12 protein-coding genes are annotated in these 16,155 nt (G+C 47.4%); 7 read left to right on the forward strand and 5 right to left on the reverse strand.

Annotated features, from left to right (window positions below; genetic code table 11):
• From mnmG to rpmH, 5 genes are all read right to left on the reverse strand, one after another.
• Nucleotides 1-1,890 carry a tRNA uridine-5-carboxymethylaminomethyl(34) synthesis enzyme MnmG gene (mnmG, locus tag ACZGCQ_RS14800; protein ID WP_069940129.1) on the reverse strand — a complete coding sequence of 630 codons (1,890 nt, stop codon included), beginning with the start codon at nucleotides 1,888-1,890 and terminating at the stop codon, nucleotides 1-3.
• A gap of 43 nt (nucleotides 1,891-1,933) precedes the next feature.
• Nucleotides 1,934-3,316: a tRNA uridine-5-carboxymethylaminomethyl(34) synthesis GTPase MnmE gene (mnmE, locus tag ACZGCQ_RS14805; RefSeq protein WP_023469860.1), complete on the reverse strand. Its 1,383-nt coding sequence runs from the start codon at nucleotides 3,314-3,316 to the stop codon at nucleotides 1,934-1,936.
• 147 nt (nucleotides 3,317-3,463) lie between these two features.
• Entirely contained in the window at nucleotides 3,464-4,318 is an 855-nt protein-coding gene (yidC, locus tag ACZGCQ_RS14810) for a membrane protein insertase YidC (RefSeq protein ID WP_023469861.1), read from the reverse strand.
• A gap of 104 nt (nucleotides 4,319-4,422) precedes the next feature.
• Entirely contained in the window at nucleotides 4,423-4,773 is a 351-nt protein-coding gene (gene rnpA / locus ACZGCQ_RS14815) for a ribonuclease P protein component (RefSeq protein ID WP_023469862.1), read from the reverse strand.
• A 166-nt stretch (nucleotides 4,774-4,939) separates the two neighbouring features.
• Nucleotides 4,940-5,074: a 50S ribosomal protein L34 gene (gene rpmH / locus ACZGCQ_RS14820; RefSeq protein WP_012371910.1), complete on the reverse strand. Its 135-nt coding sequence runs from the start codon at nucleotides 5,072-5,074 to the stop codon at nucleotides 4,940-4,942.
• A 737-nt stretch (nucleotides 5,075-5,811) separates the two neighbouring features.
• On the opposite strand from rpmH, the gene dnaA reads away from it, so the two are divergent.
• From dnaA to ACZGCQ_RS14855, 7 genes are all read left to right on the forward strand, one after another.
• Nucleotides 5,812-7,203, forward strand: a complete 1,392-nt coding sequence (dnaA, locus tag ACZGCQ_RS14825) for a chromosomal replication initiator protein DnaA (protein WP_023469863.1) — start codon at nucleotides 5,812-5,814, stop codon at nucleotides 7,201-7,203.
• 191 nt (nucleotides 7,204-7,394) lie between these two features.
• Nucleotides 7,395-8,528, forward strand: coding sequence for a DNA polymerase III subunit beta (gene dnaN, locus ACZGCQ_RS14830; RefSeq protein WP_023469864.1), 1,134 nt, complete (start codon nucleotides 7,395-7,397; stop codon nucleotides 8,526-8,528).
• Nucleotides 8,529-8,690: 162 nt separating this feature from the next.
• Nucleotides 8,691-8,912 carry a S4 domain-containing protein YaaA gene (yaaA, locus tag ACZGCQ_RS14835; RefSeq protein ID WP_023469865.1) on the forward strand — a complete coding sequence of 74 codons (222 nt, stop codon included), beginning with the start codon at nucleotides 8,691-8,693 and terminating at the stop codon, nucleotides 8,910-8,912.
• 1 nt (nucleotide 8,913) lies between these two features.
• On the forward strand, nucleotides 8,914-10,068 hold the full coding sequence (gene recF, locus ACZGCQ_RS14840; RefSeq protein WP_023469866.1) for a DNA replication/repair protein RecF: 1,155 nt from the start codon (nucleotides 8,914-8,916) through the stop codon (nucleotides 10,066-10,068).
• A gap of 10 nt (nucleotides 10,069-10,078) precedes the next feature.
• Nucleotides 10,079-11,992, forward strand: a complete 1,914-nt coding sequence (gene gyrB / locus ACZGCQ_RS14845; RefSeq protein WP_200864062.1) for a DNA topoisomerase (ATP-hydrolyzing) subunit B — start codon at nucleotides 10,079-10,081, stop codon at nucleotides 11,990-11,992.
• 27 nt (nucleotides 11,993-12,019) lie between these two features.
• The gene (gene gyrA, locus ACZGCQ_RS14850; RefSeq protein WP_029343028.1) at nucleotides 12,020-14,632 is read left to right on the forward strand and encodes a DNA gyrase subunit A; all 2,613 of its coding nucleotides are present in this window, start codon (nucleotides 12,020-12,022) and stop codon (nucleotides 14,630-14,632) included.
• Nucleotides 14,633-14,720: 88 nt separating this feature from the next.
• A complete protein-coding gene (locus tag ACZGCQ_RS14855; protein WP_481266722.1) occupies nucleotides 14,721-15,764 on the forward strand; it encodes an HD-GYP domain-containing protein in 1,044 nt (347 codons plus the stop codon).
• Nucleotides 15,765-16,155: the final 391 nt, after the last annotated feature.

Genomic DNA, 16,155 nt, shown 5'->3' on the forward strand with positions numbered 1-16,155 from the left:
TCACTCCGCAGTCAATGCGTATTGGCCTTGTTCGATATAGACAAGCAGAATCGAGATATCAGACGGGTTAACCCCTGAGATCCGGGATGCTTGTCCGATCGAGAGCGGACGCACTTGGTTTAGTTTTTGTTTCGCTTCAATCGCTAATCCACTGATCGCATCGTAATCGAGACGATCCGGAATCCGTTTTTGCTCCATCCGCATCATTTTTTCGACTTGATCGAGTTGTTTATCGATGTAGCCGGCATATTTGACTTGGATTTCGACTTGTTCTGCTGCTTCTGCAGACAATGGTGTTTCTGGTGGTGTCATTTGCGCGATCATCGCATACGTGATTTCTGGACGTTTCAGCAACGTGATCGCATGCAGGGCTTCCTTGAGTGGTGACGCACCGATTGCTTCAAGCTGTGCATTTACGTCTGGTGTCGCTTTGATGACGACCTTCTCAAGACGTTTCATCTCAAGACGGATTTGCTCTTGTTTATCGAGTAACTTCGCTTGGCGCTCTTCCGAGATCAACCCGAGTTCATGTCCGATTTCCGACAGACGGAGATCCGCATTATCATGACGGAGCAACAACCGGTACTCGGCGCGTGACGTCAAGAGACGGTATGGTTCGTTCGTACCTTTCGTGACGAGATCATCTATCATGACACCGATATAGCCTTGTGAACGTGACAAGATAAGTGGTTCTTTGCCTTGGACTTGTAGGCCGGCATTGATCCCTGCCATGATCCCTTGTCCTGCTGCTTCCTCATAACCACTTGTTCCGTTGATTTGACCTGCTGTGAATAAACCAGGAACACGTTTTGTCTCGAGCGTTGGCCAAAGTTGTGTTGGAACGACGGCATCGTACTCAATCGCATAACCAGGACGCATCATTTCAGAATTCTCAAGCCCTGGAATCGAGCGGAGAATATCGTGTTGGACGTCTTCCGGCAAGCTTGTTGATAACCCTTGGACGTAAACTTCTTCCGTATCGCGACCTTCTGGTTCAAGGAAGATTTGGTGACGCGGTTTATCGTTGAACCGGACGACCTTATCTTCGATCGATGGGCAATAACGTGGACCTGTTCCTTTGATCATCCCTGAGAACATCGGTGAGCGGTGCAGATTCGCATCGATCAATTGATGCGTATACTCCGTCGTATACGTCAACCAGCACGGAATTTGTTCCGTGATCATTTGAGTCGTTTCATGACTAAACGGAAGTGCCACTTCGTCACCTGGTTGAATCTCGGTCTTCGAATAATCGATCGTTTTCCCATCGATTCGTGGTGGTGTCCCTGTTTTGAAGCGTGCGAGCTCGAATCCGAGTTCTTCAAGATGTTTCGATAGATTGATCGACGGCATCTGGTTGTTCGGACCACTCTCGTAAGACAATTCACCGATGATGATTTTTCCGCGCATGAACGTTCCGGTCGTGATGATGACTGCTTTTGCCCGATACTCTGCCCCTGTATTCGTGACGACACCGACACAGCGTCCTTCGTCGTCAATTAACAACCGTTCAACGAGCGCTTGACGCAAGAGAAGATTCGGCTCATCCTCGAGCGCTTTTTTCATCCGGTTTTGGTATTCGAATTTATCCGCCTGTGCCCGTAATGCACGCACGGCAGGACCTTTTGACGTGTTTAACATTTTCATTTGAATATACGTTGCATCGATCGCACGTGCCATTTCACCACCGAGCGCATCGATTTCCCGGACGACGATCCCTTTTGCTGGACCACCGATTGACGGGTTGCAATACATGAATCCGACCATATCGGGATTCATTGTCAACATGACCGTTTTCGAGCCCATTCGTGCCGCAGCAAGAGAGGCTTCGATGCCGGCATGTCCGGCTCCGACGACGATGACGTCGAATTCACCTGCTTGATAAGCCATAGTACTGGTTCCTCCTTCTTATTCCACACGCAGTCGTCTCGAATTATTTCCCGAGACAGAACTGCGAAAACAACTGATCCAATAAACTATCCTGTGCTGTATCACCATTGATTTCGCCGAGCGTATCCCACGCCCGTCGTAAATCGATCTGTACCATGTCGATCGGCATCGCCGCTTCTGCTGCACCGAGAGCATCTTCGATCATCTGACTCGCGCGTTTGATCAGTTGGATGTGTCGTGCATTCGAGACGTACGTCATATCCTGGCTCTCGACACCCTGTTCAAAGAACAGACTCGCAATCGCTGCTTCAAGGTCGTTGACGCCTGCTTCTTCGAGCAAGGACGTTGTGACGATCGGTCGACCATCGGCAAGTTCCGTGACACGTGCTAAGTCAATCTGTTGCGCCAAGTCACTCTTGTTGACGATGATGATCGCGTTCATCCCTTTAATCGCCTCAAACAGCAAGACATCCTCATCCGTCAGAACATCGTTCCCGTTCAGGACGAGTAAGATCAAATCGGCTGTCTTTAAAGCCTGACGTGACTTTTCGACACCCATTCGTTCGACGATGTCTTCCGTCTCGCGAATCCCTGCCGTATCAATCAACTTTAGCGGTACACCACGAACGTTGACGTACTCCTCGATCGTATCGCGCGTTGTTCCCGCAATATCCGTGACGATGGCCTTTGCTTCTTGCACCAATGTGTTGAGCAAAGACGACTTTCCGACGTTCGGGCGACCGATGATCGCTGTGGATAACCCTTCACGAAGGATTTTCCCTTGGCGTGCCGTTGTTAATAACTCTGCCAAAATCGCGCGGACAGCACCAGCATCACGTTCGACGATCTGTTGCGTCATCTCTTCTGCATCGTATTCCGGGTAATCGATGTTGACTTCGATCGCAGCAATCGTTTGTAACAATTGTTGACGTAAGTCTTGGACGAGTTTTGAGAGGCGTCCTTCAATCTGACTGACGGCGACATGCATCGCTCGGTCCGTCTTCGCCCGGATCAGATCCATGACGGCTTCCGCCTGTGACAAATCGATGCGTCCGTTCAAGAACGCCCGTTTCGTAAATTCACCAGGTTCCGCCAACCGGACTTCCGGTTGTGCGAGGATGAGTTCGAGGACACGATTGACCGCGACGACTCCTCCATGACAATTCAATTCGATGACATCTTCACGTGTAAACGTCTTTGGCGCGCGCATGACACTCACCATTACTTCATCGACGACACGGTCCGCCTCATGGTCGACCAATTTCCCGTAATGAATCGTATGGGTTGGTACTTCCGTCAAGCGGTTGCTCCCTTTATAAACACGGTCGGCTACAGCGACTGCATCAGGACCTGATAAGCGCACGATCGCAATCGCCCCTTCTCCCATCGGCGTCGAAATCGCGGCAATCGTATCAAATTCCATCATCCGTTCTTCCACCTCGTTTTTCTTCTGTCTTTTTATGAGTATTTAATCCTTAATCGTTGCAATGGGTATAACGAAACAACTATACACGAAATGACGCAAAAGAAAAAGAGCGACACTCTGCCAAAACAAAGCGTCGCTCTTCACGTATTAGCGTTTCTTTTTCGATTTTTTAGGAGCCGGAGCTGCTTGTGCTGCTTCTTTTTCACGTTTAGCAGCCATTGTCGCTTCCGTCTGCAACTTAATCTTTTCACGCATTGGCTTCATGATGACGATCGTGACGATGATCGAGAAGATGTAACCAACAACCCAGTAAAGCGAAAGGGCAGATGGGAGTGTAACACCCATGATGAAGATCATGATCGGGAAGACATAGAGCATGATTTTCATTTGTGGATTGTCTTCTTGACCTGCCATCGAGATCTTTTGTTGCAGATACGTCAGTACCGCAGACATGATCGGCAAGATGAAGAATGGATCTGGTTTCCCAAGGTCGAACCAGAGGAATGTGTGTTGGAAAATAGCCGGTGTGTAGATGATCGCGTTGTAGAACGCAATCAAGATCGGCATTTGGATCAAGATCGGTAAACAGCCTGCAAGCGGGTTGACGTTATGCTCTTGGTAAAGCTTCATCATTTCCTGTTGCAACTTCTGTTGTGTCTCTTGGTCTTTTGAGCTGTATTTCTCACGAAGCTTCATCATTTCCGGTTGAATGACTTGCATTCCACCCATACTCTTCGTTTGTTTGATCATCAATGGAAGGATGACAAGACGAACGAGAAGTGTCGTAATGATGATTCCGATACCGTAATCACCGCTAAAGAACTGTGAAATCTCACGAATCAACCACGCCATCGGCCAAACGAAGTAATGTTTCCAAAAACCTTCTGTGTCTGCTGTGATCGGTTCACCTGTACCATACGAACTAGGTGTACAGCCGGATAATACGATCGCGAGCACGGACATGAGTCCGAGAGTTAACCAAATCTTAGTTCTCTTGTTCATAATTCCTCCTAGAAATTGTTTACGCTTTGTCGAACGCCATCTTCTTCTATAGTAAGGCAAGGAAAGGGAGCGCCGTACAAATCAACAGGATGCATTGCTACGATTCATTTTTTTGATCGCATCCAGACACCGGAACGTTTGAGCACGTGACGGAGACTGTCAGCCACTTCTTGCGCGGTCATCTTCGCGGCCGGATTGCGCGCGATGATCACCAAATCATAATTCGGGGCAATCGAGGCTTCATGCTGCTGGCATGCTTCCCGAAGATACCGTTTCACCTGATTCCGGACGACGGCATTCCCGATTTTTTTACTGACGGATAAACCAACCCGAAAGTGAGTCTGTTGCTCCTTTTTCAAGGCATACACGACAAATTGCCGATTTGCGACAGAGGCTCCTTTAGTAAACACCGCTTGGAACTCCTTGTCTTTCTTGACGCGGTATTCCTTCTTCACCTTATTCACACTCCATCCTGACACTACGAAAATTCGTCGTCTCTCATCATATCATAGAATAAACATGCGACGCGATAGGGCGCATGTGACAAAAGCACGAACACACGAAAAAACATAAAAAAAAATCACCTCGGATCATGCCCGAAGTGATGGATGCATCAATGCATTAGACAGTCAAGGCTTTGCGGCCCTTAAGACGGCGAGCAGCCAAGATACGGCGGCCACTCTTCGTAGCCATACGCGCACGGAATCCGTGAACTTTTTTACGCTTACGGTTGTTTGGGTTGAAAGTTGGTTTCATTCGTCTGCACCTCCTTTAAAAGATCTTTATAACCAATTGTTATTTTCTACTTTAAGGCAGTCTTGTACATTATATAAACTGATTGTGGCATTGTCAATGAAAGTTCAGAAGATTTCTTGTCCTGCTTAAGGGATTTTTGGTTTGAAAACAGGCAATAGGATTCGACTGCACAAACTCTATTACGCGATAGAATGCATATGGATCATGGAGGGGATGTTTGTAGACTTATCCACCTATCCACAGACTTATCCACATTATCCACACTTTCCGTGGATAACTCTTCACTTTGTCTACAATAGTATTTTTTAAAATCGACGTCAATCCTCGATTTTCGATTCCTTTTTTCGTCCTCTTTTGTATTTTGTGAATAACTCTTTTTCAACGCTTCCTCTTTCGAAAAGTTATCCACCTCTTATCCACAATTTATCCACACTATCCACAACTTGTGGGTAACTACCTGTGGACGGTTTAATTTACTTGTGGATAAATCATTCCAACCATTGCCAGAGCTCATTTCTTTTGATACACTAATTGTGCATAACATGATCCTGATCGTTCAGGACAAAACGAGTTATACACACCCTGTGGATAACTTTATACACAGATTCAACCGCCTGTGGATAACGTTATCCACAGTTTTTACGTTATGGGGATAAGTCGAGTTTCTTCATTAACTTTGTCTGTGTATAAGCCTGTGTACAAATTTTTTCTATCTTGATAAAAAAAGGGGGGTATTTATGAAAAACGCTGCCGAACTTTGGCATAATGTCTTATCTGTGATCGAGGAAGAGGAACGAACACCGAAAGCTAGTTATGATATGTGGTTGAAATCCACAGAAGGCGTCACGCTAAATGGAACGACACTACTCGTTTCAGCACCAGCTGCATTTACGGTGACATGGCTCGAGCGCCAGTACTTATCTTTACTCGAAGACACAGTTGAGGAAGTAACAGGAAGCCGACTCGATATTCAGTTCATTGAAGAGGGACAAGCGAAGAAAATGCTCGATCGACAAGAAGAGGAACGTGTTGAGGCAACACCAACTCCGAAATCGCGTCCATCGAACATGCGGAGACCAACAGAAGAACTGACGATGAGTGAACTCGGACAATTAAATGAGAAGTATACGTTCGATACATTCGTCATCGGATCGGGGAACCGTTTTGCACATGCCGCTTCACTTGCTGTTGCGGAAGCGCCTGCTAAAGCCTACAATCCTCTTTTCATCTATGGTGGCGTTGGTCTTGGCAAAACCCATCTGATGCACGCCATCGGACAGTACGTTCAAGATCAAAATTTAGGGACACGGATTGCCTATGTCTCTTCTGAACGCTTTACGAATGACTTCATTAACTCCATCCGTGATAATAAAACGGTTGAGTTTCGAAATAAATACCGTAATATCGATGTTCTCTTAATTGATGACATCCAGTTCCTTGCGGGCAAAGAACAGACGCAAGAAGAGTTTTTCCATACTTTTAATGCGCTGCATAACGACCAAAAACAAATCATCATCTCAAGTGACCGACCGCCAAAAGAGATTCCAACGCTTGAAGATCGACTTCGTTCCCGTTTTGAATGGGGACTGATCACCGATATCACGCCACCGGATCTCGAAACACGGATTGCGATCTTACGGAAAAAAGCGAATGCGGAGCAGCTTGATGTCTCAAACGAAGTCATGCTCTACATCGCAAGTCAAATTGATACGAACATTCGTGAGCTCGAAGGGGCGTTAACCCGCGTCATCGCTTATGCGAATCTCGTCGGGCGACCAATCGATCCAAATGTTGCTGCAGAAGCCTTGCATAACATCATGCCAGTCGCTGAACCGCGTAAAGTCACGATTCGTGACATCCAGGAGTCGGTTAGTAAGCACTTCAATTTACCGTTTGATGATCTTAAGGCGAAGAAACGGACGAAATCGATTGCCTTCCCACGTCAAATCGCGATGTATCTTTCGCGTGAGATGACAGAGAGCTCATTACCGAAGATTGGGGAGGAATTCGGGGGACGTGACCATACGACCGTCATCCATGCCCATGAAAAGATCAGTATGTTGATTAAATCGGACGGGGAAACCGGAAAAGTCATTGAACAAATCAAGCATGAGTTGAAGCATTCATAAAACTGTGGATAAACATGTGGATAAAGTAGGGTGGTTATCCACAACTTATCCACACCGTTTTTGGCTTTATATCAAGTTATCCACCGACTTATCCACACTATCCACAGCCCCTAAGACTATTATTAAAAAAATATATTATTATGTTATGATGGGCGCATGCCCATTATTTTCGAGAGGAGTCTAACGACGATATGCATATCACCATTCAACGCGAAGCTTTAATCCAAGCAGTACAAGATGTAGCCAAAGCGGTCTCATCCCGCACGACGATTCCGATTCTGACAGGGATCAAACTCGAAGCTCATGGAGATGGCATGACGCTGACAGGAAGCGATACAGAAATCTCGATTGAACGGACAATCTATGCAGAAGAGAATGGAACATCTTATGTCACGGTTCACCGTGCTGGTAGTGTCGTCTTGAATGCCCGCTTCTTCGGCGATATCGTCAAAAAGATGCCAAAAGACGAAGTCACACTCGAAGTCTCACCGAACTTCATGACACGGATTCAGTCAGGAACAGCGGAATTCCATTTGAACGGTCTTGATCCAGATGAATTCCCACGCCTTCCACAAGTCGATGGCGGACAACGTTTCCGTTTACCGGCTGATCTCTTACGTTCGATGATTCGCCAAACAAGCTTTGCTGTCGCTGTTCAAGAAACACGTCCTGTTCTGACAGGTGTGAACTTCTCAGCTGATAAAGGCATCTTGACGTGTGTCTCAACAGATAGTCACCGTTTAGCCCTTCGTCGTGCACAGTTCGAGACAGATACGGACATCTCGTTCCAGAACGTCATCGTTCCAGGGAAGAGCTTAAATGAATTATCGAAGTTGCTTGGGGATGGTCATGTGGATATCACGATCACGAACCAACAAATCTTATTCAAGATGAAGCACGTCCTCTTCTTCTCGCGTCTACTCGACGGAAACTATCCGGATACATCACGTTTGATTCCAGAAGAATACCGGACAGCCGTCCGCATGAACGCGAAAGAATTGCTTCAAGCGATCGATCGCGCGTCACTGCTAGCACGTGAGGACCGTAACAACGTCATCAAGTTCGCAGCGGAAGGAACGACTGCGGTCGAGATCTCTTCGCATTCACCAGAAGTCGGGAAAGTCTCGGAGCAAGTCAGCATCCTCTCGCTTGAAGGGGAAGAGCTGAAAATCTCGTTCAACTCGAAGTACATGATGGATGCCTTGAAGGCGCTTGACGCGACAGATATCGAAATCCAGTTCACGGGTTCGATTCGTCCATTCATCTTGCACCCAGTCGATCAAGATAACGTCCTGCAACTGATTCTTCCAGTCCGGACGGCGTAAGCATCAACACAAAATACGTGGTAAGACGGGTTCGATTGTTTCGACATCGGACCCGTCTTTTTCGTATACCGTATATACGTTCGGGGATTTTGCTAAATCGCTCAATGTTTAGTACAATAAAGAGTACGTCATTTATAATATGTAGGTAGGAGGAGTCAATCCATGCAAGAAATCAGAATTACAACGGAATATGTCACGTTAGGGCAGTTCTTAAAGCTATCGGATATCATCTCAAGCGGAGGACAAGCCAAACCGTTTTTAGCAGAGGTACCGATTCTAGTCAACGGCGAAGTCGATCAGCGACGTGGTCGTAAATTACGGGATGGAGACATCATTGATGTAGAAGACTACGGTCAGTTCATCATCAAGAACGAGGGCAACTAACGTGCGGCTGGATTCAGTCCGACTCAGTCATTATCGCAACTATGACGCACTCGAACTGTCATTCTCCGAAAAAACGAATGTCCTGATTGGTGAAAATGCACAAGGGAAGACGAACTTATTGGAAGCGATCTATGTTCTTGCTCTTGCGAAGTCGCACCGGACGACGCATGACAAGGAACTGATCGGTTGGGACCAAGAGACGGCGCGTGTCGAAGGACGTGTCGTCAAACGAACAGGTTCTCATGTCCAAGAGATCGTCATCTCGGGTCGCGGGAAAAAAGCAAAACTGAATCATCTAGAGCAACGACGCTTAAGTGATTACGTCGGGGCACTGAACATTGTTTTATTCGCCCCGGAAGATTTGCATATCGTCAAAGGCAGTCCACAAGTCCGCCGACGATTTCTCGATATGGAGATCGGTCAAGTCAGCCCGGTCTATCTGCATGAATTGAGTCAGTATCTGAAAGTGTTGAAGCAACGGAATGCACTGCTGAAACAACTGTCCATGAAGGGAGGAGACGAGACCTTCCTTGATATCTTGACGGAGCAGATGATTACGCTAGCCGTTAAAATCGTTCAGCGCCGCCATCATTTCATGGCCCAGCTCGAAAAGTGGGCACGACCGATTCATGATGGAATCAGTCGTGGACAGGAAGAACTCGCGCTCATCTATCGTTCGGACACATTCGGCGACGAATTACTCGATGTCGAAGGAATGACTGCGTCCTACACGCGGAAGTTTGGTAAAATAAAAGAAAATGAAATCCGAAGAGGAGTTACGTTGTTTGGACCACATCGGGATGACTTCGAGATGGAAGTCAATGGACGAAACGTTCAAACGTATGGTTCACAAGGACAACAACGAACTGCAGCTCTCTCGTTAAAACTTGCGGAGATCGAATTGATCCACGAGGAAGTAGGGGAATATCCGCTTCTTCTACTCGACGATGTCTTATCCGAGCTTGATGATCATCGTCAAACACATTTGCTCGATACGATGCAACAAAAGGTCCAGACGATCCTGACGACGACAAGCGTCGACGGGATTGCGCATGAAACGATCAACCAAGCGAAGTTGTTCCACGTGAAACAAGGGACGGTCGATTTGGAAGAGACATCATATAAAGAAACAGTAGGTGAGAAAACCGATGAGTAATCATGAAGATATGGAATTGGAACAAGGGTACGGTGCCGATCAGATTCAAGTACTTGAAGGATTAGAAGCAGTACGTAAACGTCCAGGGATGTATATCGGCTCGACGGCATCAAAGGGTCTCCATCACCTCGTATGGGAGATCGTCGATAACTCGATCGATGAGGCGCTCGCAGGGTACTGTGACACGATCAAGGTCACGATCGAACCAGGGAACTCGATCTTAGTCGAGGATAACGGACGCGGTATTCCAGTCGACATTCAAGAGAAGATGGGTCGTCCTGCCGTTGAGGTCATCCTGACGGTCCTCCACGCCGGTGGTAAGTTCGGCGGCGGCGGATATAAAGTATCAGGTGGACTACACGGTGTTGGGGCTTCGGTCGTTAACGCCCTGTCGACAAAACTTGAAGTATTCGTCAAACGGAATGAAAAGTTGTATTACCAAGCGTACCATCGCGGTGTACCAGCGCAAGATCTTGAAGTCATCGGAACGTCGGAAGAGACAGGAACGACAATTCGTTTCTTCCCAGACGGTGAGATTTTCCAAGAAACGCTCGAGTATGACTATGATTTGCTAGCAACACGCTTGCGGGAACTCGCTTTCTTGAACAAAGGCTTGAAGATCATCATCACGGACGATCGTGCGGATGAGCCGATGACGCGTAGCTTCCACTACGAAGGTGGGATCAAATCCTACGTCGAACACTTGAACCGTTCAAAAGAAGTCGTTCACGCAGAACCGGTCTATGTACACGGAACAAAAGACGGCATTGAAGTTGAAGTCGCGCTTCAGTACAACGATGGATTTGCTTCAAACATCTACTCGTTCACGAACAACATCCCGACACATGAAGGTGGTACGCACGAGACCGGCTTCAAGACGGCTTTGACACGGGTCATCAATGACTACGCGAAGAAGTTCGGTTTGATGAAGGATGCAGACGGTACGTTATCCGGTGAGGACGTGCGTGAGGGGATGACAGCGATCGTTTCCGTCAAACACCCGAACCCGCAGTTTGAAGGACAGACGAAGACGAAACTTGGTAACTCCGACGCACGTACGGTCACGGATTCACTCTTCTCTGGTGCGTTTGAGCAGTTCATGCTTGAAAACCCGACGAACGCACGCGCAATCGTCGAAAAAGGGATGATGGCGTCGCGCGCCCGGATGGCAGCGAAACGAGCACGTGAACTGACACGCCGTAAAGGTGTTCTCGAAGTGAGCTCGCTTCCAGGTAAACTGGCTGACTGTTCATCACGCGATGCGTCGATTTCCGAATTGTACATCGTCGAGGGTGACTCAGCGGGTGGTTCTGCGAAATCCGGACGAGATCGTCATTTCCAAGCGATCTTACCGATTCGCGGTAAAATCTTGAACGTTGAGAAAGCACGTCTCGATAAGATTCTCGGAAGCAATGAGATCCGAACGATCATCACGGCACTCGGAACAAGTATCGGTTCAGAGTTCAATATCGAAAAAGCACGCTATCACAAAGTCATCATCATGACCGATGCCGATGTCGATGGTGCCCACATCCGGACACTCTTGTTGACGTTCTTCTACCGTTACATGCGTCCGCTTGTCGAGCATGGGTATGTCTATATCGCTCAGCCACCGCTATACGGTATCAAGCAAGGGAAGAACATCACGTACGTGCATAACGAACGTGAATTGACAGAGGCGCTCGCAGCGCTTCCTGAAAACGCACGGTACGACATTCAGCGCTACAAAGGTCTTGGGGAGATGGATCCAGAGCAGCTTTGGGAAACAACGATGGATCCAAGTGGTCGTCAAATGTTACGTGTCGAGCTTCAAGATGCGATCGAAGCGGATGAAGTCTTCGATATCCTGATGGGAGATCAAGTCGAACCACGACGCGACTTCATTCAATCACACGCGCATTACGTCAAGAACCTGGATATTTAACGCTGAACAGAGAGGGTGGCCAGAAGCATGTCCGAACAAAATCACGGAATCATCAAGGATATTAATATCAGTCAAGAGATGCGTACGTCCTTCATGGACTACGCGATGAGCGTCATCGTCGCACGTGCTCTTCCGGACGTACGGGACGGCTTAAAACCCGGACACCGCCGGATTCTCTATGCGATGAACGACCTCGGTATTCGTGCCGATAAACCACATAAAAAGTCTGCCCGTATCGTCGGGGAAGTCATCGGTAAGTATCACCCGCACGGGGATTCTGCTGTCTATGACACGATGGTCCGCATGGCGCAAGACTTCAGCTACCGTTACGAACTTGTCGATGGACACGGAAACTTCGGTTCTGTCGATGGTGACTCGGCGGCAGCGATGCGATATACGGAAGCTCGTATGTCAAAAATCGCGATGGAGATCGTTCGCGATATCAACAAAAACACAGTTGATTTCAAAGATAACTACGATGGTTCGGAACGCGAACCGGAAGTTTTACCGTCACGCTTCCCGAACTTACTCGTCAACGGTTCGAGCGGGATCGCGGTCGGGATGGCAACGAACATTCCGCCGCATCAGTTAGGTGAAGTGATCGATGGTGTCTTGGCACTGTCTCACGATCCCGAAATCACGATCCAAGAACTGATGCAGCACATTCCGGGACCTGATTTCCCAACAGCTGGTGAGATTCTCGGACGGAGTGGGATTCGCCGCGCTTACGAAACAGGACGTGGCTCGATCATCGTCCGTGCGAAAGCTGAAATCGAACAGACGAAAAAAGACCGGGAACGGATCATCGTGACGGAGTTGCCTTATCAGGTCAACAAAGCCCGCCTCGTTGAAAAGATTGCCGATCTCGTCCGCGAGAAAAAGATCGAAGGCATCACCGATTTACGGGATGAGTCAGATCGCCGCGGTATGCGCATCGTCATGGAAGTCCGTCGTGACGCCAATGCGAGCGTCATCTTAAATAACTTGTATAAACAGACGTCGATGCAAACGACGTTCGGTGTCAACATGCTTGCGATCGTCGGCGGACGTCCGAAAACATTGACACTCAAGGAAATGCTTTATCATTACCTCGAGCATCAAAAAGAAATCGTGCGTCGTCGGACACAGTTCGATCTCGAAAAAGCAGAAGCACGTGAACATTTGCTCGCTGGTTTACGGATTGCACTCGATCATTTGGATGAAGTCATTCAAATCATTCGCGGGAACCGGACAGCGGACGCAGCACGTGAACAGTTGATGGAGCGTTTTGCATTATCTGAGAAACAATCACAAGCGATTCTCGATATGCGGTTGCAACGCCTGACAGGTCTTGAACGGGAGAAAATCGAAGCAGAATATGACGAAATCATGCAATTGATCGCGGAATTGAACCGCATCCTTGCGAGTGAAGAAGTCTTGCTTGATTTGATCCGGACAGAACTCGAGGAGTTGAAAGAACGTTTCAACGACGAACGTCGGACGGAAATCCGCATGGACCACATCGAATTCGAAGACGAAGATTTGATTCCGGAACAGGATATCATCATCACGTTGACAAGCAGTGGCTACATCAAACGGATGACGACGGATTCGTACCGGACACAACGCCGCGGCGGACGTGGGGTTCAAGGAATCGGAACGAACGACGAGGATTACGTCACGCGTCTCTTGTCTTGTTCGACGCATGATACGATCTTATTCTTTACGAACCGCGGAAAAGTCTACCGGATTCGTGGATACGAAGTACCAGAGATGAGCCGAACATCCAAAGGTGTACCGATCATCAACCTCATCCAAATCGAACGCGACGAAAAGGTCGAGACGATGATTCCAGTCAACTTCAAACGTTATCTCGAGGAGCAACAAGCAACTGAAGCACCTGTCGAGGTGATTGAGGGAGAGATTGAAGAGACGGAAGAAACGCTCGAAACAGAAGAAGTCGTTCAAGATGAGCAAAAATCACTGATCTTCATGACACGTAAAGGACGCGTCAAACGTTCACCGTTGTCTGCATATGCGCGAATCAACAAAAACGGTTTGATCGCGATTCGATTGTTTGAAGACGATGAGTTGACATCAGTTCGTCTCGCATCGACGGACGATGAAGTCTTTGCTGTTTCGACAAGCGGGAAAGCGATTCGTTTCCCAATCACGAATGTCCGCTCGATGGGACGTGGCGCTCGTGGGGTTAAAGCGATGACATTACGCCCAGACGATTTCGTCGTCGGGATGGAACTTGCACGTGATGCACAAGATGTTCTTGTCATTACGGAAAAAGGATTCGGTAAACGAACACCGATGACCGAGTTCCGTAGTCAGTCTCGTGGTGGTAAAGGATTGATCGCGAGTAAGGTGACGGATCGCGTCGGTCAAATCGTTGCCATGCGAATCGTTGATGTCGATGATGACATCATGATCATGACAGAGAGTGGTATCGTCATTCGGACAGACTCGCAATACATTTCACGTGTCGGTCGCAATACCCAAGGGGTGAAGGTCATTCGAATTGAAGAAGGTGACCGTGTTGCAACGGTTGCGAAACTGAAACGAGAAGAGACTGATGAAACGGAAGAAGACACGGATCTTGTAGTAGAAGAGAATGTAGTCGAATCGGATGCTTCAGAAGAAGCGGAAGAGTAAGCAAGACGTCAGCAAGGAAGCAGCAGAGTGATACTACTCTGCTGCTTTTATCTACATATATAGAAAGAAGAGAAAGGAACGAAGCGATATGCGAGTGGCAAGTGACCAATTACGCATCGGGGATCGTTTGACTGAATCCATCTACTTACATACGGATCATCCGATCGTAGAAGCAGGGAAAAAAATAGGAAGCGATGAGTTACGACGAATCCAACGGTTCTTAATCAAGGAAGTCGTCATTGAGGATCGACCTGATTTCGGTGCAGATGAAGAAGTACAGATTGAAACGGTTGAAGCCCATGTGGAACATCCCTTCGAAGAATTCATTCGCTTTTACAATAAAGTCTTCATGTCATGGGAACAAGGAATGAAGCCGAATGTATACGAAGCATTGAGCTGGGTCAAACAGTCCGTTCCAGAACGGATTACGAGACAAGATGTCTTACCATTCTTCCTAGAGCGGGGAACGGAAGCTTATACCGTTCGACATGCCATCTATCGAGGGGCAGTCGCCCAAATGCTGGCGGAAGCAGTCGGGAAAGAACGAAAAATGATTCATGAGCTGTGGACGGCATCCTATTTTGCAGATTACGGATTAGCGCGGATCATGGAATGGCGTCACACGAAACGATATGAAGCGATGCAACAAGAAATTTTTCAACGTCACCCAGCAATGGCATATCAAGCCTTGCAAAAGGAGACGATTATCTCGGATATTGTGAATCGTTTAATTGTTCAACATCATGAACGTTTAGATGGAACGGGTTACCCTTTAAAGGTAAAAGGAGATAAGATTGCAGATCATACACGATTATTCATCGTCGCAGATGTCTTTGCTGCAATGACGAGTTGGCGTCCGTACCGGGAAGCTTATACGCCGTTTGATGCCTATCGTCATTTAAAAGCACGACCGATGCAATATTGTTCGAAGTATGTATTGTTGCTTGGACAATTACTTCTACCAATAGAAGTCGGTGATCGCGTACTAATGAGTAACGGAAAGATTGCAACGATCACTCGCAAGAATCCGGTTTTTGATCGACCTGTCATTTCTTACGAAGAACAAGGACGGATGACGATTATTGATTTAATGGAAGAACGACAACATAGTATCATTCAGTTGATGGATTAATAGGGAATATACAGCCTCTTGAGCCGAAATCGTAAGGTTCAAGAGGTTTGTTCATGATTTTAAAAACAATTTTAAAATAAGTGTTGCACAATAATAAAACGCATGATATATTATTACATGTCCTTAACAACGACAAGCGCTTGAAACAAACGAGAAAAACAATTTCAAAAAAGTTGTTGACTTCTTGTTTCAGACTTGGTATTCTAATTGAGTCGCCAAAACAGGCGCGGACGAACTTTGAAAACTGAACGATGAGGCAAAAATCGTATTCTACGGAATACAAACATGAATGAAGCGCAAGCTTCGTCAATCGTGACTTCGGTCACAAAAACGAGCAAGTCAAACACTTTATGGAGAGTTTGATCCTGGCTCAGGACGAACGCTGGCGGCG

Source organism: Exiguobacterium sp. HSB13 (assembly GCF_056764755.1).

Coding starts and splice junctions, on each gene's coding strand:
- mnmG (WP_069940129.1), bottom strand. CDS start 1,890: ATGGCTTATCAAGCAGGTGAATTCGACGTCATCGTCGTCGGAGCCGGA.
- mnmE (WP_023469860.1), bottom strand. CDS start 3,316: ATGATGGAATTTGATACGATTGCCGCGATTTCGACGCCGATGGGAGAA.
- yidC (WP_023469861.1), bottom strand. CDS start 4,318: ATGAACAAGAGAACTAAGATTTGGTTAACTCTCGGACTCATGTCCGTG.
- rpmH (WP_012371910.1), bottom strand. CDS start 5,074: ATGAAACCAACTTTCAACCCAAACAACCGTAAGCGTAAAAAAGTTCAC.
- dnaA (WP_023469863.1), top strand. CDS start 5,812: ATGAAAAACGCTGCCGAACTTTGGCATAATGTCTTATCTGTGATCGAG.
- dnaN (WP_023469864.1), top strand. CDS start 7,395: ATGCATATCACCATTCAACGCGAAGCTTTAATCCAAGCAGTACAAGAT.
- yaaA (WP_023469865.1), top strand. CDS start 8,691: ATGCAAGAAATCAGAATTACAACGGAATATGTCACGTTAGGGCAGTTC.
- gyrB (WP_200864062.1), top strand. CDS start 10,079: ATGGAATTGGAACAAGGGTACGGTGCCGATCAGATTCAAGTACTTGAA.
- gyrA (WP_029343028.1), top strand. CDS start 12,020: ATGTCCGAACAAAATCACGGAATCATCAAGGATATTAATATCAGTCAA.
- ACZGCQ_RS14855 (WP_481266722.1), top strand. CDS start 14,721: ATGCGAGTGGCAAGTGACCAATTACGCATCGGGGATCGTTTGACTGAA.